At 62.6% G+C, this 21,291-nt stretch carries 25 protein-coding genes; 12 read left to right on the plus strand and 13 right to left on the minus strand.

Features of this window, described 5'->3' with window-relative positions:
- Positions 1–49: 49 nt before the first annotated feature.
- On the minus strand, positions 50–1,027 hold the full coding sequence (locus ACYCCG_RS03660; RefSeq protein ID WP_459669453.1) for an NADPH:quinone reductase: 978 nt from the start codon (positions 1,025–1,027) through the stop codon (positions 50–52).
- 134 nt (positions 1,028–1,161) lie between these two features.
- Between ACYCCG_RS03660 and hemF the strand changes: the two genes are divergently transcribed.
- Complete coding sequence (hemF, locus tag ACYCCG_RS03665; protein ID WP_176682979.1) at positions 1,162–2,073, plus strand: oxygen-dependent coproporphyrinogen oxidase; 912 nt, start codon at positions 1,162–1,164, stop codon at positions 2,071–2,073.
- Positions 2,074–2,098: 25 nt separating this feature from the next.
- Positions 2,099–2,923 carry a shikimate dehydrogenase gene (gene aroE, locus ACYCCG_RS03670; protein ID WP_003253098.1) on the plus strand — a complete coding sequence of 275 codons (825 nt, stop codon included), beginning with the start codon at positions 2,099–2,101 and terminating at the stop codon, positions 2,921–2,923.
- Between the two features lie 129 nt (positions 2,924–3,052).
- Here aroE and ACYCCG_RS03675 read toward each other — a convergent pair whose 3' ends face one another.
- The 3 genes from ACYCCG_RS03675 to betC all read right to left on the minus strand — a co-directional run bounded on the left by ACYCCG_RS03675 (position 3,053) and on the right by betC (position 7,218).
- Positions 3,053–4,618, minus strand: a complete 1,566-nt coding sequence (locus ACYCCG_RS03675) for a SulP family inorganic anion transporter (protein WP_459669456.1) — start codon at positions 4,616–4,618, stop codon at positions 3,053–3,055.
- 144 nt (positions 4,619–4,762) lie between these two features.
- Positions 4,763–5,686, minus strand: a complete 924-nt coding sequence (choX, locus tag ACYCCG_RS03680; RefSeq protein ID WP_209968995.1) for a choline ABC transporter substrate-binding protein — start codon at positions 5,684–5,686, stop codon at positions 4,763–4,765.
- Between the two features lie 14 nt (positions 5,687–5,700).
- Positions 5,701–7,218: a choline-sulfatase gene (gene betC / locus ACYCCG_RS03685; protein ID WP_459669459.1), complete on the minus strand. Its 1,518-nt coding sequence runs from the start codon at positions 7,216–7,218 to the stop codon at positions 5,701–5,703.
- Positions 7,219–7,326: 108 nt separating this feature from the next.
- On the opposite strand from betC, the gene ACYCCG_RS03690 reads away from it, so the two are divergent.
- Positions 7,327–8,226: a choline sulfate utilization transcriptional regulator gene (locus ACYCCG_RS03690; RefSeq protein ID WP_459669460.1), complete on the plus strand. Its 900-nt coding sequence runs from the start codon at positions 7,327–7,329 to the stop codon at positions 8,224–8,226.
- Between the two features lie 21 nt (positions 8,227–8,247).
- Here ACYCCG_RS03690 and ACYCCG_RS03695 read toward each other — a convergent pair whose 3' ends face one another.
- Entirely contained in the window at positions 8,248–8,802 is a 555-nt protein-coding gene (locus tag ACYCCG_RS03695; RefSeq protein WP_209968986.1) for an NAD(P)H-binding protein, read from the minus strand.
- Positions 8,803–8,854: 52 nt separating this feature from the next.
- Between ACYCCG_RS03695 and ACYCCG_RS03700 the strand changes: the two genes are divergently transcribed.
- Positions 8,855–9,187: a DOPA 4,5-dioxygenase family protein gene (locus ACYCCG_RS03700; protein WP_003253084.1), complete on the plus strand. Its 333-nt coding sequence runs from the start codon at positions 8,855–8,857 to the stop codon at positions 9,185–9,187.
- Positions 9,188–9,307: 120 nt separating this feature from the next.
- On the opposite strand, the gene trpA is transcribed toward ACYCCG_RS03700, so the two are convergent.
- Together trpA and trpB are read right to left on the minus strand one after the other, a co-directional pair.
- Entirely contained in the window at positions 9,308–10,117 is an 810-nt protein-coding gene (gene trpA, locus ACYCCG_RS03705) for a tryptophan synthase subunit alpha (protein WP_176682985.1), read from the minus strand.
- Positions 10,114–11,331 (minus strand): tryptophan synthase subunit beta, encoded by a 1,218-nt coding sequence (gene trpB, locus ACYCCG_RS03710; protein WP_010951489.1) that lies wholly within the window; start codon positions 11,329–11,331, stop codon positions 10,114–10,116. The genes trpA and trpB overlap by 4 nt, the downstream gene beginning before the upstream one ends.
- 110 nt (positions 11,332–11,441) lie before the next feature.
- Here trpB and ACYCCG_RS03715 point away from each other — a divergent pair, with 110 nt between their 5' ends.
- On the plus strand, positions 11,442–12,338 hold the full coding sequence (locus ACYCCG_RS03715; RefSeq protein ID WP_176682986.1) for a LysR family transcriptional regulator: 897 nt from the start codon (positions 11,442–11,444) through the stop codon (positions 12,336–12,338).
- On the opposite strand, the gene ACYCCG_RS03720 is transcribed toward ACYCCG_RS03715, so the two are convergent.
- Complete coding sequence (locus ACYCCG_RS03720) at positions 12,335–12,658, minus strand: ElaB/YgaM/YqjD family protein (protein WP_459669463.1); 324 nt, start codon at positions 12,656–12,658, stop codon at positions 12,335–12,337. The two genes, ACYCCG_RS03715 and ACYCCG_RS03720, sit on opposite strands and share 4 nt — an antisense overlap.
- A gap of 150 nt (positions 12,659–12,808) precedes the next feature.
- Between ACYCCG_RS03720 and ACYCCG_RS03725 the strand changes: the two genes are divergently transcribed.
- Both ACYCCG_RS03725 and ACYCCG_RS03730 read left to right on the plus strand, forming a co-directional pair.
- Positions 12,809–13,024, plus strand: a complete 216-nt coding sequence (locus tag ACYCCG_RS03725) for a dodecin (RefSeq protein ID WP_012269893.1) — start codon at positions 12,809–12,811, stop codon at positions 13,022–13,024.
- A 101-nt stretch (positions 13,025–13,125) separates the two neighbouring features.
- Positions 13,126–13,347, plus strand: coding sequence for a DUF1161 domain-containing protein (locus ACYCCG_RS03730; protein WP_020191565.1), 222 nt, complete (start codon positions 13,126–13,128; stop codon positions 13,345–13,347).
- A gap of 101 nt (positions 13,348–13,448) precedes the next feature.
- Here ACYCCG_RS03730 and ACYCCG_RS03735 read toward each other — a convergent pair whose 3' ends face one another.
- A complete protein-coding gene (locus tag ACYCCG_RS03735; protein WP_176682987.1) occupies positions 13,449–14,453 on the minus strand; it encodes an LLM class flavin-dependent oxidoreductase in 1,005 nt (334 codons plus the stop codon).
- Between the two features lie 152 nt (positions 14,454–14,605).
- Between ACYCCG_RS03735 and ACYCCG_RS03740 the strand changes: the two genes are divergently transcribed.
- The gene (locus tag ACYCCG_RS03740; RefSeq protein ID WP_003253070.1) at positions 14,606–15,031 is read left to right on the plus strand and encodes an OsmC family protein; all 426 of its coding nucleotides are present in this window, start codon (positions 14,606–14,608) and stop codon (positions 15,029–15,031) included.
- 75 nt (positions 15,032–15,106) lie between these two features.
- Positions 15,107–15,340 carry a DUF1161 domain-containing protein gene (locus ACYCCG_RS03745; protein ID WP_209968977.1) on the plus strand — a complete coding sequence of 78 codons (234 nt, stop codon included), beginning with the start codon at positions 15,107–15,109 and terminating at the stop codon, positions 15,338–15,340.
- A gap of 35 nt (positions 15,341–15,375) precedes the next feature.
- Here the strand turns inward: ACYCCG_RS03745 and ACYCCG_RS03750 are convergent, their stop codons facing one another.
- The gene (locus ACYCCG_RS03750; RefSeq protein WP_176682990.1) at positions 15,376–15,789 is read right to left on the minus strand and encodes a PA0061/PA0062 family lipoprotein; all 414 of its coding nucleotides are present in this window, start codon (positions 15,787–15,789) and stop codon (positions 15,376–15,378) included.
- A 55-nt stretch (positions 15,790–15,844) separates the two neighbouring features.
- Positions 15,845–16,258: a PA0061/PA0062 family lipoprotein gene (locus tag ACYCCG_RS03755; RefSeq protein ID WP_209968974.1), complete on the minus strand. Its 414-nt coding sequence runs from the start codon at positions 16,256–16,258 to the stop codon at positions 15,845–15,847.
- 85 nt (positions 16,259–16,343) lie between these two features.
- Between ACYCCG_RS03755 and ACYCCG_RS03760 the strand changes: the two genes are divergently transcribed.
- On the plus strand, positions 16,344–17,417 hold the full coding sequence (locus ACYCCG_RS03760) for an aminopeptidase (protein ID WP_209968970.1): 1,074 nt from the start codon (positions 16,344–16,346) through the stop codon (positions 17,415–17,417).
- Between the two features lie 109 nt (positions 17,418–17,526).
- Here the strand turns inward: ACYCCG_RS03760 and ACYCCG_RS03765 are convergent, their stop codons facing one another.
- On the minus strand, positions 17,527–18,177 hold the full coding sequence (locus tag ACYCCG_RS03765) for an HAD family hydrolase (RefSeq protein ID WP_209968966.1): 651 nt from the start codon (positions 18,175–18,177) through the stop codon (positions 17,527–17,529).
- Between the two features lie 117 nt (positions 18,178–18,294).
- Positions 18,295–18,843, minus strand: coding sequence for a gamma carbonic anhydrase family protein (locus tag ACYCCG_RS03770; protein WP_176682994.1), 549 nt, complete (start codon positions 18,841–18,843; stop codon positions 18,295–18,297).
- A gap of 66 nt (positions 18,844–18,909) precedes the next feature.
- Here ACYCCG_RS03770 and prlC point away from each other — a divergent pair, with 66 nt between their 5' ends.
- Positions 18,910–20,997, plus strand: coding sequence for an oligopeptidase A (gene prlC, locus ACYCCG_RS03775; protein WP_459669467.1), 2,088 nt, complete (start codon positions 18,910–18,912; stop codon positions 20,995–20,997).
- Positions 20,994–21,275, plus strand: coding sequence for a YheV family putative zinc ribbon protein (locus ACYCCG_RS03780; protein ID WP_252461743.1), 282 nt, complete (start codon positions 20,994–20,996; stop codon positions 21,273–21,275). Before prlC ends, ACYCCG_RS03780 begins: the two co-directional genes overlap by 4 nt.
- Positions 21,276–21,291 lie beyond the last annotated feature (16 nt).

Here is a 21,291-nt window from a genome sequence, read left to right on the forward strand (position 1 = left end):
GCGGTGGCTTCTTCGCGGGTAAACCCGCTCCTACATGAATGTGTGTGGCTCAGGGGATTAGTACAGTCGATCCTACAGTCCGCCGCGCCGACAGCTCTGCCTGCGCCTGGGCCGCCTCGCTCAGTGGATACCGCTGCTGGATATCCACAACCAGCTTCCCGCTCGCAATCATCGCAAACAGGTCATCGGCCATGGCCTGGGTGTTCTCGGCATTGTTGGCATAGGTGGCCAAGGTCGGCCGGGTGACATACAGCGAGCCCTTTTGCGCCAGGATCCCCAGGTTCACCCCGCTCACCGCACCGGAAGCATTGCCAAAGCTCACCATCAACCCACGCGGGCGCAGGCAGTCCAGCGAGGTCAGCCAGGTGTCGGCACCCACGCCGTCATACACCACCGGGCATTTCTTGCCGTCGGTCAGCTCCAGTACGCGCTTGGCCACATCTTCACGGCTGTAGTCGATGGTCGCCCAAGCCCCCAGCGCCTTGGCCCGCTCTGCCTTCTCGGCAGAGCTCACGGTGCCGATCAGCTTGGCGCCCAGGACCTTGGCCCACTGGCAGGCCAGCGACCCTACACCACCGGCTGCGGCATGGAACAGGATCACATCACCCGCCTTCACCTCATAGGTCTGCTTCAGCAGGTACTGTACGGTCAAACCCTTGAGCATCACCGCCGCCGCCTGCTCGAAGCTGATGGTGTCCGGCAGCTTGACCAGGTTGGCTTCCGGTAGCGTATGCACCTCGCTGTAGGCGCCCAGCGGGCCGCCGGCATGTGCCACACGGTCTCCTACCTTCAGCCGGGACACGCCTTCGCCCACGGCCTCTACCACACCTGCCGCTTCGGTACCCAGGCCAGAAGGCAGGGACGGCGGCGCATACAGCCCGCTTCGGAAGTAGGTGTCGATGAAGTTCAGGCCGATCGCATGGTTACGCACACGCACCTGTTGTGGCCCGGGCGGGGTGGGTTCGAACTCCACAAACTGCAGCACTTCCGGGCCGCCATGCTGGCTGAACTGGATACGCTTGGCCATCTCGCACTCCTGTAGTCGGGATCGGGAAAGGCCTTCTATCGGACGCCTTTGCTTGGTCGTCGTCAACTGCGGCGCGCGCGCTGGCGGTGGTATGCTACGCGGCGAATTCTTCCCTGCCCGTTCCTGGTGACCCGATGACTAGCCGCACCGAGGCCGTGAAAGCCTACCTGCTCGACCTGCAAGACCGCATCTGCTCTGCCCTCGAAACAGAAGACGGCGGTGCCCGCTTCGTCGAGGACGCCTGGGTGCGCGAAGCCGGTGGCGGGGGCCGCACGCGGGTTATCGGTGAGGGCAAAGTGATCGAAAAAGGTGGGGTCAACTTCTCCCATGTGTTTGGTGCCGGCCTGCCGCCGTCGGCCAGTGCCCACCGCCCCGAACTGGCAGGCCGTGGTTTCGAAGCCTTGGGCGTGTCGCTGGTGATACACCCGCACAACCCGCATGTGCCCACTTCCCACGCCAACGTTCGCTTCTTCATCGCCGAAAAGGAAGGTGAAGAGGCCGTATGGTGGTTCGGCGGCGGCTTTGACCTGACGCCATACTATGGCAACGAAGAAGACTGCATTCATTGGCACCGAGTGGCCGAGCAGGCTTGCGCGCCGTTTGGCGCCGACGTGTACCCACGCTATAAAGCCTGGTGCGATCGCTACTTCCACCTCAAGCACCGTGGCGAGCCACGGGGTATTGGCGGCTTGTTCTTCGATGACCTGAACGAGTGGGACTTCGACACTTGCTTCGCCTTCATCCGCGCCATTGGCGATGCCTTCGTCGACGCCTACCTGCCGATCGTCCAGCGCCGCAAGAACACGCCCTACACCCCGCAGCAGCGCGAGTTCCAGGAATACCGCCGCGGCCGCTACGTGGAGTTCAACCTGGTCTACGACCGTGGCACCCTGTTCGGCCTGCAATCCGGTGGCCGCACCGAATCCATCCTCATGTCGCTGCCACCGCAGGTGCGTTGGGGCTATGACTGGAAGGCCGCGCCTGGTAGTGAAGAGGCGCGCCTGACAGAGTATTTCCTGCAGGACCGCGACTGGCTCGGCCAGTAAGCCTGTGGATAAACAAGGAGCCGTCATGGACCAGTACGTCGTTTTTGGTAACCCCATCGGCCACAGCAAGTCGCCGCTGATCCACCGCCTGTTCGCCGAGCAGACCGGTCAGGACCTGGAATATGCCACGCTGCTGGCGCCGCTGGACGAATTCAGCGACTGCGCGCGCGGCTTCTTCAAGCAAGGCAGTGGCGGCAACGTCACCGTGCCGTTCAAGGAAGAGGCTTACCGCCTGTGCGACAGCCTGACCCCGCGTGCCCGGCGCGCAGGCGCAGTGAACACGCTGAGCAAGCTGGCTGATGGCACCCTGCAGGGCGACAACACCGACGGCGCTGGCCTGGTGCGCGACCTGACGGTGAATGCCGGGGTCGAGCTGGCGGGCAAGCGCATTCTCATCCTCGGTGCCGGTGGCGCCGTGCGCGGCGTGCTGGAGCCTATTCTGGCGCACAAGCCGCAGTCGCTGGTGATTGCCAACCGTACTGTGGAAAAGGCCGAGCAGCTGGCGCGCGAGTTCGATGAACTGGGGCCGGTGGTGGCCAGCGGGTTTGCCTGGTTGCAGGAACCTGTGGATGTGATCATCAACGCCACCTCGGCGAGCCTGGCCGGGGAATTACCACCGATTGCCGACAGCCTGGTCGAGGCGGGTCGTACGGTTTGCTACGACATGATGTATGGCAAGGAGCCGACGCCGTTTTGCCAGTGGGCGACCAAGCTGGGGGCTGCCAAGGTGCTGGATGGGTTGGGGATGCTGGCCGAGCAGGCGGCTGAAGCCTTCTTTATCTGGCGTGGCGTGAGGCCGGATACGGCGCCGGTGTTGGCTGAACTGCGCCGGCAACTCGCTCGGGGCTGAGATGGCCGGGGCCGCTTTGCGGCCCTATCGCGACGCAAGGCCGTTCCCACAAAGTACGTCGTACGCCGATCCGCTGTGGGAGCGGCCTTGCGTCGCGATGGGCTGCAAAGCAGCCCCAGAATCCCAACCTCATTCCTCAAACCGGATCGGGCACAACTCCACCCCTTCCAGCTTCTGCAACTCCTCGATCACCTGCGGCCTGGCCCGGTGCAAGGTCAAACTCCCCCCCAATCGCCGCAACCGCCGCGCCTCGCGGTGCAACATATCCACACCCGAGTAATCGATGAAATTCACCTGCCGGGCATCGATCACTACATGCGGCCCCTGGCAGCGCTGCAAGCGCACCTGCAGGTAATGCGCCGCACCAAAGAAAATCGACCCACCTACCCGCAATACATCCGCGTCCCCTTCACGGCTTTGTTGGATCCGTGGTCGTGAGGTGCGCTTCAAATAGAAGAACAGCGAAGCCAGCACGCCGGCATAGATGGCCGTCTGCAGCTCCAGCAGCAATGTCGCTGCAGCCGTCAGCGCCATCACCAGAAACTCAGAGCGGCTGACCCGGAACAATGCACGGATCCCTCGGTGGTCCACCAACCCCCAGCAGATCAGCAAAATGCTGCCGGCCATGGCCGGTATCGGCAGGTGCGCGATCAGGCCGGCGCCGGTCACCGCGAACAACGCCACCCACAGCGCCGAAAACACCCCGGCCATGGGCGAGCGGGCGCCCGCCTCATAGCTCAGGCCCGAGCGGGTGAAGGAACCGGCAGACAGGTAACCAGAGAAAAATGCACCGGCAATGTTCGACAGGCCCTGTGCGCGTATTTCCTGGTCCGGGTCGATCAGTTGTTCTGAACGTGCCGACAACGAACGGGCAATCGACAGACTGGTGACCAACCCCAGCATGCCTACCGCCACGGCGCTGGGCAGCAGACGCAACATGAGCTCCACGTCCAGCAAAGGCAGCGGGCTGAAAGGCGGGAGTTGCCCGGTGAACGCTGCCACCCGCGGCACATGGCCAAAGAAGCCCGGCATCAGCCAGGCCAGCAAGCTGACCAGGATCAGGCTTATCAACAGGCTCGGCCAGCGTGGGCGCCAGAGTTTGAAGGCCACACCGATCACGACGGTGGCCAGGCCCAGCAGCAAGGAAGGCAGGTCGACCTCGCCTGCGTGGCTGGCCAGGTCCTGTACGGTCATCAGCGCGGTGGCCTGGCTGGGCAGGGCCATGCCCAGCAGGTTGGGTAGCTGGCCCAAGGCAATGACGATGGCGGCACCCAGCGTGAAACCGAGCACCACGGAATGGGAGACGAAATTGACCAGCGCGCCGAAGCGCAACAGCCCGAGCAGCAGCTGGAAAAGGCCGCCAAGAAAGGTCAGCAGCAACACCAGCGTGATGTAGTCAGCGCTACCGGCCACGGCCAGCGGGCTGATGCTGGTGTAGAGCACGATGGAAATGGCCGCGGTCGGGCCGCAGATCAGGTACCAGGAAGAGCCCCACAGGCAGGCAATCAGTACCGGCACAACGGCAGCATAGAGCCCGTATTCGGCGGGCAGGCCGGCGATCAGGGCGTAGGCGATGGATTGCGGCAGGGCGAGGATGGCGCCGCTCAGGCCTACCAGCAGGTCCTGGCGCAGGCTGCGGCCCGATTGGCGGGGAAGCCAGGTGAGGAAGGGCAGCAGTAAAGAGAGGCGATGCATGGGTTATCCACAATCCTTAAGGGGTCGCCAAGCCCTGTGGGAGCGGGCATGCCCGCGAAAAAGCCAACGCGTTGCTTGGCACCGGCTTTGCCGGTGTTCGCGGGCGCGCCCGCTCCCACAGGGTTGGTGTGTTGCTTTGTGAGATTACAGTTTGGCTTTGACGGCCTCCAGGGCATCCCCATCGGCCTTGGTGGTGACCCCGGCCAACCACCCATCCAATCGTTCAGGATGCGCTTTCACCCAGGCCTTGGCCGCTTCATCGAAACTGATCTTCTTGTCCACCACCTCGGCCATGATGCTGTTTTCCATGTCCAGTGTGAACTTAAGGTTACCTAGCAGCTTCGCGGCATTCGGGCAGGCTTGTGGATAACCCTTGCGGGTCAGCGTGTATACCTCGCCTTTGCTGCCGAACCACTTTTCACCACCGGTCAGGTAGTGCATTTTCAGCTTCACGTTCATCGGGTGCGGGGTCCAGCCAAGGAAGGTGATGAATTGCTGCTTCTTCACCGCCCGGTCGACCTGGGCCAGCATCGCCTGCTCGCTGGACTCCACCAGCTTCCACTGGCCGAGGTTGAATTCATTCTTGTCGATGATTTTCTTGAGCGACAGGTTGGCCGGGGCGCCGGAGCCGATTCCGTACAGCTTTTTGTCGAACTGCCCGGCGTGTTTTTGCAGGTCAGCGAAGTCCTTCACCCCGGCATTCCACACATAGTCGGGCACTGCGAGGGTGAACTCGGTTCCCTCCAGGTTGCGCGACAGCTGCTGCACATCGCCGTTGGCGATGAACTTGTCATGGAAACCTTGATGTGCGGGCATCCAGTTGCCGAGGAAGGCGTCGACCTGGCCGTCCTTGAGGCCGCCGTAGATGATCGGTACGGCCAGGCTGTCGATCTTCACCTGGTAACCCAGGCTTTCCAGTAACAGGCGTGCCACGGCATTGGTTGAGGCAATATCACTCCAGCCGGGGTCGGCCATTTTCACGGTACTGCATTGCGTATCGCTGTCTGCGGCGTGGGCCGTGGTGGCGCTCAGGGCCAGGGCGAACACGGCGGCGGAGAACTTGTGCATGGCGGCCTCTCTTCTCAATCCAGGGGGGCGGGCTGTGGATAACGTGCCTTGCGTTCGAGGTCATCGAGATCGATGTGGTTGCGCATGTACTGTTGGCTGGCATCCACCAGTGGTTGGTGGTCCCAGCTTTTCAGCTTGCCGATGGCCAGCGCTTCGGCCACCAGCCGGCGGCGGCGCTGGCTGGCCAGTACCTGCTGGCGCAGGCTGGGGATGTCCCAGCGCAGTTGCGCTTCATCGACAAATGCCTGTAGCAGCGTCTGGTGGTCCGGGCTGCCGGCGAGGTTTTCCCGCTCGTGCGGGTCGCGGCTCAGGTCATAGAGTAGACATGGGTCGTCTTCGCTGTACACGAACTTGTAGTGCCCGCGGCGGATCATCATCAGCGGGCCGACGGTGCCTTCGGCCATGTACTCGCCGATCACCTCGTCGTGACCGCCCTGCCCTTGCAGGTGGCCCAGCAGTGAGCGGCCATCCAGATGCAGGTCTTTATCCACAGCGCCGCCAGCCAGTTCGACCAAGGTTGGCAACAGGTCGCAGGTCGACACCGAGGCAGTGACCCGGCCCGCTGCGAAGTGCTTCGGCGCATGGATCAGCAGCGGCACCCGCGCCGACATTTCGAACCAGTGCATTTTGTACCAGAGGCCACGTTCGCCAAGCATGTCGCCGTGGTCGCCGGAAAACACGATCAGTGTGTCATCGGCCAGGTTGCATTCCTCCAGGGTCTGCAGCAGTTGGCCAATGTTGTCATCGATATAGCTGCACGCGCCGAAGTAGGCGCGGCGGGCGTCGCGGACCTTGTCCACAGGCAATGGCTTGTCCCACAGGTCGTAGACCTTCAGCAAGCGCTGTGAATGCGGGTCGAGTGCTGCCTGGCTGAACTCGGCACGGGGCATGGGGATATCCACACCTTCGTAGCGGTCCCAGTAGCGTTTGGGAATGGTGTAGGGGTCGTGCGGGTGCGTCATCGAAACGGTCAGGCAAAATGGCCGGCCATCGTTTTCGCGCACATGGTCGTACAGGTACTGGCGCGCCTTGAACACCACCTCCTCGTCGAAATCCAGCTGATTGGTGCGCACGCACGGACCCGCCTGCAGCACCGAGGACATGTTGTGGTACCAGCTTGGACGCACATCGGGTTCGTCCCAGTTCACCGTCCAACCGTAGTCGGCCGGGTAGATGTCGCTGGTCAGGCGTTCTTCATAGCCGTGCAACTGGTCGGGGCCGCAGAAGTGCATCTTGCCTGACAGCGCAGTGCGGTAGCCCAGGCGACGCAGGTAATGGGCGTAGGTCGGCACATCGGCAGGGAAGTCGGCCGCGTTATCGTAGGCGCCAATACGGCTGGGCAACTGACCGCTGACCAGGGTGAAGCGTGATGGCGCGCACAGTGGGCTGTTGCAGTAGGCCGAGTCGAACACCACGGCTTGCTCGGCCAGGCGGCCGAGGTGCGGCATCTGGATGGGCGAAGGGCCGTAGATCGGCAGCAAGGGCGCGGCCATCTGGTCGGCCATGATGAACAGGATATTCGGACGCGTCATGGGGGCTTCCATCGTTGAGGGTTATGCGAACCGCTTGCCTACCAAGATGCGACTGTGGATAACATGGGTAAAGCCCATGGCGGGCAATGACTGGGATTAGCTACGCTTATGTTTGACCACCTTGCCGGGTTGTCGCTGGATACCTTGCGTGTATTCGAGGCTGCTGCGCGCCTGCGTGGCTTTACCGCTGCGGCGCTGGAGTTGGGTACCACGCAGCCGGCAGTGAGCCAGCAGGTGAAGCGCCTGGAGGCACAGTTGGGCACGCGCCTGTTTGACCGCATTTACCGGGGCATCGAGCTGACCGAGGCTGGCCAGGTGCTGTTCGAACAGGTGCATCAGGGGCTGCAGGCCATGGATGACGGTATTGCCCAGGCCAGCGGGCGTGGCCAGCACGAAGTGCTGCAGGTGGCCACCGACTTTGCCTTTGCGGCGTTCTGGTTGATGCCAAGGCTGCAACGCTTTCATGAGGCTTATCCACAGGTGGATGTGAGCCTGGTGACGGGTGAGCGCAGCCAGGGCATGTTGCGCCCGGACATCGATGTGGCGGTGCTGTTTGGCGATGGACGCTTTCATCAAGGAGAAAGCCGGTGGCTATTCGATGAGGAAGTCTTCCCGGTGTGCAGCCCCCGCCTGACTCATGGCAAAGCCTTGTCAGCTGTGGCTTTGCAACGATTGCCGCTGTTGCATTTGAAGGGCGAGCAGGCCAGCCGCTGGTTTGACTGGGCGGGGGTATTTCGTGGGTTTGGTGTGACCAGCCCACCGCCAGCGGGGCAGTTGCGGTTTGATAACTATACGTTGCTGATTCAGGCAGCGATTGCCGGGCAAGGGGTGGCGATTGGCTGGGGGCACCTGGTGGATGGCTTGGTGGAGCAAGGGTTGCTGTGTCGGCCGTTGGAGGGGAGCTTGCGTTCGCAACGCGGCTATTACGCGGTGTTGCCACCGCGCAAGCGGCGTGGAGCGTTGATCGAGCGGTTCGTGGATTGGTTGGAGCAGGAGCGCAACCGCTGAGCCCCGAGGCTGCGCGGTCATCTAGACCACGAAGTTCAGATGCTCGCCCCGGTGCAGGTCCAGTTCCAGCATATCCACGATCCCCGCCGCCACGCGCGCCCACGCCGCGTCCGGCAGCGCCTGCGGCGTATTGATCAAGGTCCAGCGCAGCGCGCTGCGCTGCAACCCATCAACTACCTGATCCACGTTCCCCCGCTCTGCTGGGCTGTACTTGTTCGGCTCATCCAGCACAGCGAAATCGCCCACCAGCAACAGCCGGCGTATAGTCGTACGCTCAAGCCCCGTCACCAGCGCCTCGCTCAGGCGTGCTTGCCCTGGCAGGTCACCTGGCGCCAGCGTCGATAGAAGGGCGATTACCGCTGAGCCGCCTGCCGCGCCCTGCTCCGCCTGGTCGGCACTGTTCAGCCCGCCTATCTTGAAGTGCAGGCCGGGGCGGGCGGTGTGGCGGTTGAGGTCATCCACCACGGCGATGACTTCGTGCTGGCGCGACAGCAGCTCGACCATCAGGGCATTGCCCAGGCTGCTTTCAGGCCCGAACAGGACCAGTTTGAACACTGGGGTTTCGGCGTTTTTCACTGCATCACTCCCGTTGCAGGTGGTGATGGTTGGACCGCAATCAGGAGTTATCGTGCAGAGGATCAAGGGTTACCACGCCCACGTTTATTACGACGCAGCCACTATGGAGCAGGCCCGGGAACTGTGCGAGGAGGCGGCGCGGCTGTTTCCCGTGACCATGGGGCGCATGCACCAGAAACCGGTTGGGCCGCATCCGGACTGGAGTTGCCAACTGGCGTTCGGGCCGGAAGTGGTGGGGGTGGTTTTGCCCTGGTTGGCGCTGTACCGCAAGGGCCTGGTGGTATTCATGCATCCGGAAACCGGGGATGAACTGGCGGATCACCGGGATCATGCGATCTGGATGGGGGCCGTGCGGCCACTGAATCTGTCGATTTTTGGGGGCTAGGCGGGGGTAGCCTGTGCCGGCCTATTCGCGGGTGAACCCGCTCCTACAACGATATCGCAGAGCCAGAGGGTGGCGCTGGCCCCGTAGGAGCGGGTTTACCCGCGAAGCAGACGACGCAGTTTAACGGCGTGCGCCACGCACCCCTTCAGCCAATGCCGAGCACAGGCTCAATACATCGGTCACCGCCTGATCGGCGCTCTTGGCCTGGGCGATCTTGTCGACCAGTGCCGAGCCCACCACCACACCATCCGCCAGGCGGGCAATGTTCGCAGCCTGTTCCGGCGTGCGAATGCCGAAGCCAACGCTGATCGGCAGATCGGTATGCCGACGCAGGCGGGCAATGGCTTCGGTCACATGCTCGGTGGTCGCCGAACCGGCACCGGTCACGCCGGCCACCGACACGTAGTAGACGAACCCGGAGCTGCGCTCCAGCACGCGCGGCAGGCGCGCGTCGTCGGTGGTCGGGGTGGTCAGGCGGATGAAGTCGATGCCTGCGGCCTGGGCCGGGGTAGCCAGTTCGGCGTCGTGCTCTGGCGGAAGGTCGACGATGATCAGGCCATCGACGCCCGCTGCGTTGGCTTCAGCCACGAACTTGTCCACGCCAAAGCGGTGGATCGGGTTGTAGTAGCCCATCAGCACGATTGGCGTGGTCTGGTTATCCACACGGAATTCGCGAACCATCTGCAGGGTCTTGGCCAAGGTCTGGCCAGCTTCAAGGGCGCGCAGGGTGGCCAGTTGGATGGCCACGCCATCGGCCATCGGGTCGGTGAACGGCATGCCCAGCTCGATCACGTCGGCGCCAGCAGCCGGCAGGCCCTTGAGGATCTGCAGCGAGGCGTCGTAGCCCGGGTCGCCAGCTGTGACGAAGGTGACCAGTGCCGAGCGGCCTTCGGCCTTCAGCTCGGCGAAGCGTTGTTCAAGACGGCTCATGCCTGTTTCTCCTGGGCGGCCATGTGGTTCATGACGGTTTGCATGTCTTTGTCGCCGCGGCCCGACAGGCACACGACCATCAGGTGGTCCTTGGGCAGCTTCGGCGCGCGCTTGATCGCTTCGGCCAAGGCGTGGGAGCTTTCCAGGGCTGGGATGATGCCTTCCAGACGGCAGGTTGCGTGGAACGCATCCAATGCTTCGTCGTCGGTGATGCTGACGTACTCGACGCGCTTCACCTCATGCAGATAGGCGTGCTCCGGGCCGATGCCCGGGTAGTCCAGGCCTGCGGAAATCGAGTGGGCATCGGTAATCTGGCCGTCTTGGTCCTGCAGCAGGTAGGTGCGGTTGCCGTGCAACACGCCCGGTACGCCGCCGTTCAGGCTGGCGGCGTGCTTGTCGGTGTGTACGCCGTGGCCACCGGCTTCAACGCCGATGATCTGCACGCTCGGCTCTTCGAGGAATTCATGGAACAGGCCCATGGCATTGGAGCCACCGCCGACGCAGGCAACCAGGCTATCAGGCAGGCGGCCTTCCTTCTCTTGCAACTGGGCACGGGTCTCTTTGCCGATGATCGACTGGAAGTCGCGCACCATGGCGGGGTATGGGTGTGGGCCAGCCACGGTGCCGATCAGGTAGAAGGTGTCTTCGACGTTGGTAACCCAGTCACGCAGGGCTTCGTTCATGGCGTCTTTCAGGGTGCCGGTGCCGGCGGTAACCGGTACGATCTCTGCGCCCAGCAGCTTCATGCGGAACACGTTCGCCTGCTGGCGCTCGATGTCGGTGGCACCCATGTAGATCACGCAAGGCAGGCCGAAGCGCGCGGCGACGGTGGCGGTGGCGACACCGTGCATGCCGGCGCCGGTTTCGGCGATCAGGCGCTTTTTGCCCATACGCTTGGCCAGCAGCACCTGGCCGATGCAGTTGTTCACCTTGTGCGCACCGGTATGGTTGAGCTCTTCACGCTTGAAGAAAATCTTCGCCCCGCCGCAATGCTCGGTCAGGCGCTCGGCGAAGTACAGCGGATTGGGGCGGCCGATGTAGTCGCGCTGGAAGTACGCCAGCTCTTCAAGGAACTTGGGGTCTGCCTTGGCCGCTTCGTATTCGCGGGCCAGGTCCAGCACCAGTGGCATCAGGGTTTCGGCCACATAGCGGCCGCCAAACGAGCCGAACAGGCCATTGGCGTCGGGGCCGGGGCGGTATTGGGACTGGGTCATGGGGCGCTCCAAGGCGTAGTGAATGAGTGATGGGCTTTACTCTAACCACGGCAAGCTCGGCTGAAAACCGATAAGATTGCGCAAACTTGTCAGAAAAACTCACAGGTAAAATGGCCCACGACCTCCCTCCCCTCAATGCCCTGCGTGCCTTCGAGGCAACAGCCAGGCTGAACAGTGTCAGCCAGGCAGCGGAAGCGCTGCACGTCACCCACGGCGCTGTCAGCCGGCAGATCAAGGTGCTTGAGGAGCATCTGGGCGTCGCCCTGTTCGTCAAGGACGGGCGCGGCATCAAACTCACAGATGCGGGTGTTCGTCTGCGCGATGCCAGCGGTGAAGCCTTCGACCGGCTGCGCAGCGTGTGTTCCGAGCTCAGCCGTGATGTGAGTGAGGCGCCGTTCGTACTGGGCTGCTCGGGCAGCTTGCTGGCGCGCTGGTTCATCCCGCGGCTGGGGCGGTTGCAGGCGGATTTGCCTGAGCTGCGCTTGCACCTGTCGGCGGGTGAGGGCGACCTTGACCCGCGACGGCCTGGGCTGGATGCGTTGCTGGTGTATGCCGAGCCACCGTGGCCGGCGGACATGCAGGTGCATGTGCTGGCCGAGGAATGCATCGGACCGGTGCTCAGCCCGCATTTCGCAGGCTTCCAGCGCTTGCAGGGGGCGCCCGCCAAGGCGCTGCTGGGCGAAGCCTTGCTGCACACCACTTCACGCCCGCAAGCCTGGCCGACCTGGGCGCTGCAACAGGGCCTGGACCCGGCGGCCATTCACTATGGCCAGGCTTTCGAGCACCTGTATTACCTGCTGGAAGCTGCCGTGGCCGGATTGGGCGTGGCAATTGCACCGCAGCCACTGGTCGCCGATGACCTGCGGGCGGGCCGCTTGAGTGCGCCGTGGGGCTTTTCACCTACCCAGGCGGCGCTGGCATTGTGGGTGCCACGGCGCGCCGCAGACGGGCGCGCCGAGCAGTTGGCGCAGTGGTTACGGGCAGAACTTGCGCGGCAGGGCGCTTAGTTTCGCTTGCACATCAGGTACGCCGCCAGCAGGCCCAGCGCACCAATGGCCACACCGGCGGTGGTGTAGGGGTGTTCCTGGGCGTAGTCCCGGGTGGCTATGCCGGTCTGGCGGGTGCGCTGCTTCACTTCCTCGAACGCATCGCTCAGTAGGCTGCGCGAATGACGCAGTGCGCTTTCAGCGTTGCTGCGGATTGCCTTCACCGACTTCTGGGACTCTTCCGACGCATCATGCTTGAGGTTTTCCAAGCTTTTCAGAAGGCTCTCGATCTCCGCTTCCATGCTTTCCAGGGACGTTTTACGCAGCGAGTTACGGTGCATGTTGACTCTCCTTTGCAGTATGGGCTCTAAGGATTGCGACCCTTGGCCTGCGAGAAAGTGCGATCGAACTTTCGCTGATAGTGACCGCTCGCAGGTAAACCAGGCCTGCGCTGCTAGGCTGAAACTCACTGTCACCCATGGAGAGCACTCATGACCGATCATCACACCTACAAGAAAATCGAACTGGTAGGGTCTTCGCCCACCAGTATCGAAGACGCCATCAACAATGCTCTGGCTGAAGCCGGCAAAAGCATCAAGCACCTGGAATGGTTCGAAGTGGTCGATACCCGTGGCCATATCCGTGACAACAAGGCGGCGCACTTCCAGGTCACGCTGAAGGTCGGCTTCCGTATCGCCAATAGCTGATATAGCGTCGGGCTGCATGATCTCGGCGTGATGAGGTATTCAGGAACGGGGCGCCTTGGTGGGGTCCCCTTCTGATTTCATCTGCACAAGGAAAGCGAGTGATGAACAAACTGATTCTGGCGCTGGGCCTGATGACCCTGGCCGGTGGTGCGCTGGCAGCGGGCAAACCGTGCGAGGAGCTGAAGGCGGAAATTGCGGCCAAGCTGGATGCCAAGGGCGTCACTGGCTACAAGCTGGAGATCGTCAAGAAAGGCGAGCCGGCGGGCAAGGTCATTGGTAGCTGTGAGGCCGGTACCAAGGAGATTGTGTACCGCCGCGGCTGATGGGCCCGCTCATTCGCGGGCTTGCCCGCTCCCACAGTCCAACAGCGCAGGCCTTGAAGGCTCCAGTCAAACGGTGGAAACGGGCGAGCCCGCGACGAGGATCACTCGGTCTTGAGGGCCTGCGCCATCAGCTCATATGACCGAATGCGGTCCGCATGCTCATACAGGTCACAGGTAAAGATCAGCTCATCCGCACCCGTCTGTTCCAGCAGCACTTCTACCTTGGCCTTTACCTTCTGCGGGCTGCCGATCATGGCCAACCCCAGGAAGCTGCCCACCGTCTCTCGCTCATGGGGCAACCACAGCCCATCCATGCTTTCCACGGGTGGCTTCTGCATCAGGCTCTGTCCGCGAATCAGCGCCAGGATGCGCTGATAGACCGAGGTGGCCAGGTATTCGGCCTTCTCGTCGGTCTGCGCCACCACCATGGGAATGCCCAGCATCACATACGGCTTATCCAGCGTCGTCGAGGGCCTGAAATGGTTGCGATATACGCGAATCGCCTCGTGCATGTAGCGTGGTGCGAAATGCGAGGCGAAGGCGTACGGCATGCCGCGCATGCCAGCCAGCTGGGCACTGAACAGGCTGGATCCCAGCAACCACATTGGCACGTCGGTGTCGTGCCCGGGTACGGCGATCACTTTTTGATCATCGGTGCGTGGCCCGAGGTAGCGCGAAAGCTCCTCGACATCGTCCGGGAAGTCATCCGGGCTGCCAGCGCGCTCGCGTCGCAGGGCATAGGCGGTCATTTGGTCCGAACCCGGCGCACGGCCCAGGCCAAGGTCGATCCGCCCCGGATACAGGCTGGCCAAGGTGCCGAACTGCTCGGCAATTACCAGCGGCGCATGGTTGGGCAGCATTACCCCGCCAGAGCCCACGCGAATACGTGAGGTCCCACCGGCCAGGTAGCCGATCAGCACCGAAGTCGCCGAACTGGCGATGCCGTCCATGTTGTGGTGTTCGGCCACCCAAAAACGGTTATAGCCAAAGCGCTCGACATGCTGCGCCAGGTCCAGCGAGTTGCGCAGCGATTGCGCGGGGCCAGCGTCGGCGCGTACGGGCACCAGGTCCAGGGTGGAAATCTTCAGGTCACGCAGCTGCGTCATGGAGCCTCCGCAAAAGTGATTGGCCAGAGGCCTTTTTGATTCTGTATGGGCGCATTCGTTGGATTCAATGCCTGCAAGCATATTGCTCTGAACTTGCGGCAGTCGGCAGGCCTCTGAACCGTAGGTAAGCAACCCAGTGACCAGGAGGCATCATGAAAAAGACAGCATCGGCGATCTGGCAAGGTGGCCTGAAGGATGGAAAAGGTCTGCTTTCTACCGAAAGCGGCGCACTCAAGCAGAACCCTTATGGCTTCAATACACGTTTCGAGGGCACACCCGGTACCAACCCGGAGGAGCTGATCGGCGCGGCGCATGCCGGTTGTTTCTCGATGGCGCTATCAATGATGCTCGGCGAGGCGGGGCTTACCGCAGAGCGGATCGACACGGCTGCAGAGGTGACGCTCGACAAGCAAGCGGACGGTTTTGCCATTACTGCCGTGCACCTGGTGCTCAGGGCCAAGGTACCCGGGGCCAGCGAGGCTCAATTCCTGGAGATTGCCAACAAGGCGAAGGAAGGCTGCCCGGTGTCCAAGGTTTTGAATGCGAAGATCAGCCTGGATGCAGCGTTGGTGGGGTGAAACGGTGCAACGGTAGTGGTTTGCTGTAGTCTAAAGAGCGTCGGCAGCGCCACTGCCCTTTTCAGGAGCCGTTCCATGATTCGCGTAGCTACCGCTGTGTTGGCTACCCTTTTCGCCACGTCTGCGCTGGCGGCCGTCAAGCCATGCGAGGAGCTGAAAGCCGAGATCGAGGCCAAGATCCAGGCCCAAGGGGTTACGTCCTACACGCTGGAGATCGTGCCCAACAGCGAGGTCGAGGACCAGAACATGGTCGTCGGGACCTGCGATGGTGGGACGAAGAAGATCATCTATCAGAAGAACGATCGATAAGCATCAGGGCTCGGGGCTGCAAAGCAGCCCCGAATTCACGGTATGCAGAACACTTCGCTAGGCTCGTTCACCACCACCTTGCGGTTGGCGTCATACAGCAGTACCTGCGGCTCCATCACTGGCGCTCGCGCCTCCAGGCGATAGCGCTCGCCGGCCTTGAAGTTGTCAAAGCGCACGGTCAGGTAGCAGGTTCGGTCCCTGGGTTGTGACATGATGCCGCCCGAGTAGATTTCATAATCGAAGCGCACCACCAGTTCGTGCTTGCCCGGCGTCACCTGGAAGTAACGGCCATCCTCCAGGCGCTTGCCATCGAGGCGGTCGGCCATGATCACCCGGCCGGGGGTCATGGTGTACAGGTCGACCCACGCCTGTTTCGGGTCGACGGGCGGCAAGGGGCTGGCGCAAGCCCCCAGTGTACTGAGGGCGATCAGCATCATGGGCTGGCGCATGGCGAAACTCCCACTTGCGATTTACAAGTAACAAGCATAGCGCCGTTTGTGCGGTTCAGGTGCGTTGGCAACCCGCCGGCAGCCCTTGACCCAGCAGTTTTTGCTGGTGGTCGTAGAGTTTGATCCAAGGGCGGAAGCCAATGCTGCCGGCCTGCAACTGATAACGCTGCCCGGCGCTGAAGTCCTTGAAGGTCAGCTTGATCTGGCAATCGCGCCACAGCGGCTTATCGACGGGGCCGATATTGCTGGGGTTAACCGGAAACTGATAGCGCACGGTCAGTTCATGGCTGCCGGGTTGAACCTCGAAATAGCGGCTGTCAGCCCAGTCACGTTTATCTACCTGCACGGCGTCCAGCGAGGTGTTGTCGTAGCGCGTGAGGTCGATCCAGGCCTGGTTCGGGTCTGGGGCTGGCAATGTTGAACAGGCAGCGATCAACACCAGTGAGCCGGCGACCAACAATGCACGCATGGCGAAACTCCCCCTTGGCGAGATAGTCTTGGAGCGAAATGGCCTTGAGCGAGTCAGACAGTCCCGGATGCTTCGACTTTTTCTTATGCAGCGCTCAGGCCTTGGGGCACTCGACCGCAACTTCACCCGTTTGGTTCCGCTGCTTGCGGCGCTTCTGCTGAACGGTTGCAGCAATGTCGCCTACTATGGGCAATTGGCGCAGGGCCAGTGGCAGTTGCTGCGGGCGCGGCAGCCTGTAGAGCAGGTATTGGCCGACCCTGCTACCCCTGCACCCTTGCGCGCGCACCTGCAACAGGCCGAACAGGCGCGGGTGTTTGCCAGCCAGCAATTGAAACTGCCGGACAACCGCAGCTACCGGGTATACGCCGACCTTGGCCGCCCTTACGTGGTGTGGAATGTGTTCGCCGCGCCCGAGTTGTCGTTGCAACCGGTAACGCACTGCTTTCCGATTGCCGGGTGCGTGGCGTACCGCGGCTACTACCGGCAAGGCGCGGCGCGAGGCGCGGCGGCGTTGATGCGCCAGGATGGCCTGGATGTGTACGTAGGCGGTGTGGAAGCCTATTCGACCCTGGGTTGGTTCGATGACCCGATTTTGTCGTCGATGGTGGGCTGGGGCGATGAGCGCCTGGCTACGTTGATCTTTCATGAACTGGCCCACCAGCGCTTCTATGTGCAGGACGATACCGAGTTCAATGAATCGTTTGCCTCGTTCGTCGAGCAGGAGGGGACGCGGCAATGGCGCGCGGCGCGTGGGCTGGCGGCGGTTGGCGGGGATCAGGGAAAGCAGCGCGACCAGTTTATCCGCCTGGTGTTGGCCAGCCGTGAGCGATTGCAGGCAATTTATGCGGGGCCGTTGGATGATGCGCACAAGCGCCGGGCCAAGCAGGCCGAGTTTGAGCGTTTGAGGCGTGAATACCGGCAGGTGCGTGATGGCCAGTGGGGCGGTGACAAACGCTATGACGCCTGGATGTATGGGCCGATGAACAATGCCAAGTTGTTGCCGTTCGGGCTATATGACCAGTGGGTGCCGGCGTTTGCGGCGCTATTTCGTGAGGTGGGTGGGGATTGGGTTCGGTTTTACGCGCGGGTCGAGCATTTGGGGCGGTTGCCGATTGAAGAAAGGAAAGCGGCACTGCAGCGTCTGATGGTTAGCCTTTGAGATTTTGGGGCCGCTTTGCGGCCCATCGCGACACAAGGCCGCTCCCACAAAGGCCCTGCTTACGCCGATCGATGTGGGAGGGCCGGCTGCAAAGCAGCTCTGCTGGCCCTCAAGCCTTGCTAAAAGCCTGATGCAAATCGGCTACCGTGGCGAAGTGGAAAGCGGGTTCTTCCGCCATCAGCTCTTCCCGGCTACCAAACCCGTATCCCACCGCCACTGCCTGCAGCCCGTTGCTGCGCGCGCCGATCAGGTCATGCTTGCGGTCACCGATCATCAGCGTCTGTGCAGGGTCCAGCCCTTCTTCATCCAGTAAATGGCGAATCAGCTCGACCTTGTTGGTGCGCGTGCCGTCCAGTTCACTGCCGTAGATCACCTTGAAGTGATGATCGAAGGCAAAGTGCCGGGCTATTTCGCGGGCGAACTCCCACGGTTTGGAGGTGGCAATGTACAACGTGCGGCCCTGCCTGTTCAGGGCTTCGAGCAATTCGGGCACGCCGGCGAACACCAGGTTTTCGTAAAGCCCGGTCACGCGGAAGCGCTCCCGGTAGAAGTTCACCGCATCCCAGGCCTTGGCTTCGTCGAAGCGGTAGAACTGCATGAAGGCCTGTAGCAGGGGTGGGCCGATGAAATGTTCGAGGCGGGCCAGGTCCGGTTCGTCGATACCCAGCTTGGCCAGGGCATACTGGATCGAGCGGGTGATGCCCAGGCGTGGGTCGGTCAGGGTGCCGTCGAGGTCGAAGAGGATGTTTTGCTGGTGCATGTACAGGGTTCCACTTGAGTGCTGCGTGGCCTTCTTCGCGGACATGCCCGCACAGGTAAAGCGCAGGCCTTGAAGGCGCCACTCAACCTGTGGGAGCGGGCGTGCCCGCGAATGCGGTCATTCAGGTTGATCGTAGCCTTCGGCCAGGTGCTGGTCCTTGAGCTTCACGTAGTTGCCGGCGCTGTAGGAGAAAAATGCGCGCTCCTTGTCGTTCAGCAGCCGGGCCTGTTTCACCGGGCTGCCCATGTACAGGTAGCCACTGACCAGGCGTTTGCCTGGCGGCACCAGGCTGCCAGCGCCGATGATCACTTCGTCCTCGACGATGGCACCGTCCATGATGGTGCTGCCCATGCCCACCAGGATGCGGTTGCCCAAGGTGCAGCCATGCAGCATCACCTTGTGCCCGATGGTCACTTCGTCACCGATGATCAGCGGGAAACCATCCGGGTTGAAAGGCCCTGCGTGGGTAATGTGCAGCACGCTGCCGTCCTGCACGCTGGTGCGCGCGCCAATGCGGATGCGGTGCATGTCGCCGCGCACCACGGTCAGCGGCCATATCGAACTGTCTGCACCGATCTCCACGTCGCCCAGCACCACCGCCGAACGGTCGACGAAGGCCCTGGGCCCAACTTTCGGAGTGTGTTGCTGGAAGCTGCGAATGGCCATGATAGCGTCTCTCATCTGTGCCGATAGGCAGGCTGCCTGCTGCGGTCGGCGTCGATTGTAATTAAGATGGGGCAGTGTTTCTTCTGCCAAGGTATCCAAACCGTGACTGCGAACAACCCGCTTCTGCAATCCCACGATCTGCCGCCCTTCTCGCAAATTCGTGCCGAACACGTGTTGCCGGCGATCGAAGCGATCTTGGCCGACAACCGTAAAGCCATTGCCGAGATCCTTGAAAAGCAGGGCAAGAACCCTACATGGGCCGGCCTGGTGCTGGCCATGGACGAACTGAACGACCGCCTGGGCGCCGCCTGGAGCCCGGTCAGCCACCTTAACGCGGTGTGCAACAGTGCCGAGTTGCGCGAGGCCTACGAGTCGTGCCTGCCGGCGTTGAGTGCCTACTCTACCGAACTGGGCCAGAACCGCGCGCTGTTCGAAGCTTACCAGGCGCTGATCGACAGCCCGGAGGCTGCCGGCTTCGACGTGGCGCAAAAGACTATCCTCGAGCACGCCTTGCGTGACTTCCGCCTGTCGGGTATCGACCTGCCGGCGGACAAGCAGCAGCGCTACGCCGAAGTGCAGAGCAAGCTCAGCGAGCTGGGCAGCCGTTTCTCCAATCAGCTGCTTGACGCCACCCAGGCATGGACCAAGCATGTTACCGACGAAGCTGCGCTGGCCGGCCTGACCGATTCGGCCAAGGCGCAGATGGCCGCTGCAGCCCAGGCCAAGGGCCTGGAAGGCTGGCTGATCACCCTCGAGTTCCCCAGCTACTACGCGGTGATGACCTACGCCAGCGACCGCGCCCTGCGCGAAGAGCTCTACGCCGCCTACTGCACCCGCGCCTCCGACCAGGGCCCGAATGCCGGGCAGTTCGACAACGGCCCGGTGATGCGCGAAATCCTCGACCTGCGCCAGGAACTCGCCGAACTGCTGGGCTACAAGAACTACGCCGAGCTGAGCCTGGCCACCAAGATGGCCGAGTCCAGCGACCAGGTGCTGAGTTTCCTGCGTGACCTTGCCAAGCGTTCCAAGCCGTTCGCCGCCCAGGACCTGCAACAGCTCAAGGCCTACGCTGCCGAACAAGGCTGCCCCGAGCTGGCCAGCTGGGACGCCGGCTACTTTGGCGAGAAGCTGCGCGAGCAGCGCTACAGCGTGTCGCAGGAAGCCCTGCGCGCCTACTTCCCGATCGACAAGGTGCTGGACGGCCTGTTCAGCATCGTGCAACGCCTGTACGGCATCGAAATCGCCGAGCTCAATGGCTTCGACAGCTGGCACCCGGACGTACGTCTGTTCGAGATCAAGGAAAACGGTCAGCACGTTGGCCGTTTCTTCTTCGACCTGTACGCCCGCGCCAACAAGCGTGGCGGCGCCTGGATGGACGGGGCCCGTGACCGTCGCCGCACCGCCGGCGGCCAGCTGCAGAGCCCGGTGGCCAACCTGGTGTGCAACTTCACCCCGGCCGCGCCCGGCAAGCCCGCGTTGCTGACCCACGATGAAGTCACCACCCTGTTCCACGAATTCGGTCACGGCCTGCACCACATGCTGACCCGCATCGAGCATGCCGGCGTGTCCGGCATCAACGGCGTGGCCTGGGATGCGGTCGAGCTGCCAAGCCAGTTCATGGAAAACTGGTGCTGGGAGCCGGAAGGCCTGGCACTGATTTCGGGTCACTACGAAACCGGCGCCGCCCTGCCCCAGGACCTGCTGGACAAAATGCTGGCCGCGAAAAACTTCCAGTCGGGCATGATGATGGTGCGCCAGTTGGAGTTCTCGCTGTTCGATTTCGAGCTGCACGCCAGCCATGGCGACGGCCGCAGCGTATTGCAGGTGCTCGAAGGTGTGCGTGACGAGGTGTCGGTCATGCGCCCGCCGGCTTACAACCGCTTCCCCAACAGCTTTGCGCACATTTTCGCGGGTGGTTACGCGGCGGGCTACTACAGCTACAAGTGGGCCGAAGTGCTGTCGGCTGACGCCTTCTCGCGCTTCGAGGAAGAAGGCGTGCTGAACGCCGAGACCGGCCGCGCCTTCCGCGAGGCGATCCTGGCCCGTGGGGGTTCGCGCGAGCCGATGGAGCTGTTCGTCGACTTCCGTGGCCGTGAGCCTTCCATCGATGCATTGCTGCGCCACAGTGGTCTCACCGAGGACGCTGTAGCATGAGTGAGGTAGTTGTGAACAAGACCAAGAAGCGCTTCATTGCCGGTGCCGTGTGCCCGGCGTGCAGCGAGCCCGACAAGCTGATGATGTGGAACGAAGACGGTGTACCGCACCGTGAGTGTGTGGCTTGCGGCTTTACCGACACCCTCAACGAGCAGGGCTTGTCGGTGCCGAAGGAACTGGGCACCCGGGTCAACCACCTGGCGCCGAAAGCCGCGCCGGCCAAGGTGCAGACCGTGCAGTTCTTCCCAAATCCGAAGCTGAAAAAGCCGGCTGAGTAATACGCTCATGCCACCC

The organism is Pseudomonas sp. VEM90 (assembly GCF_054611535.1).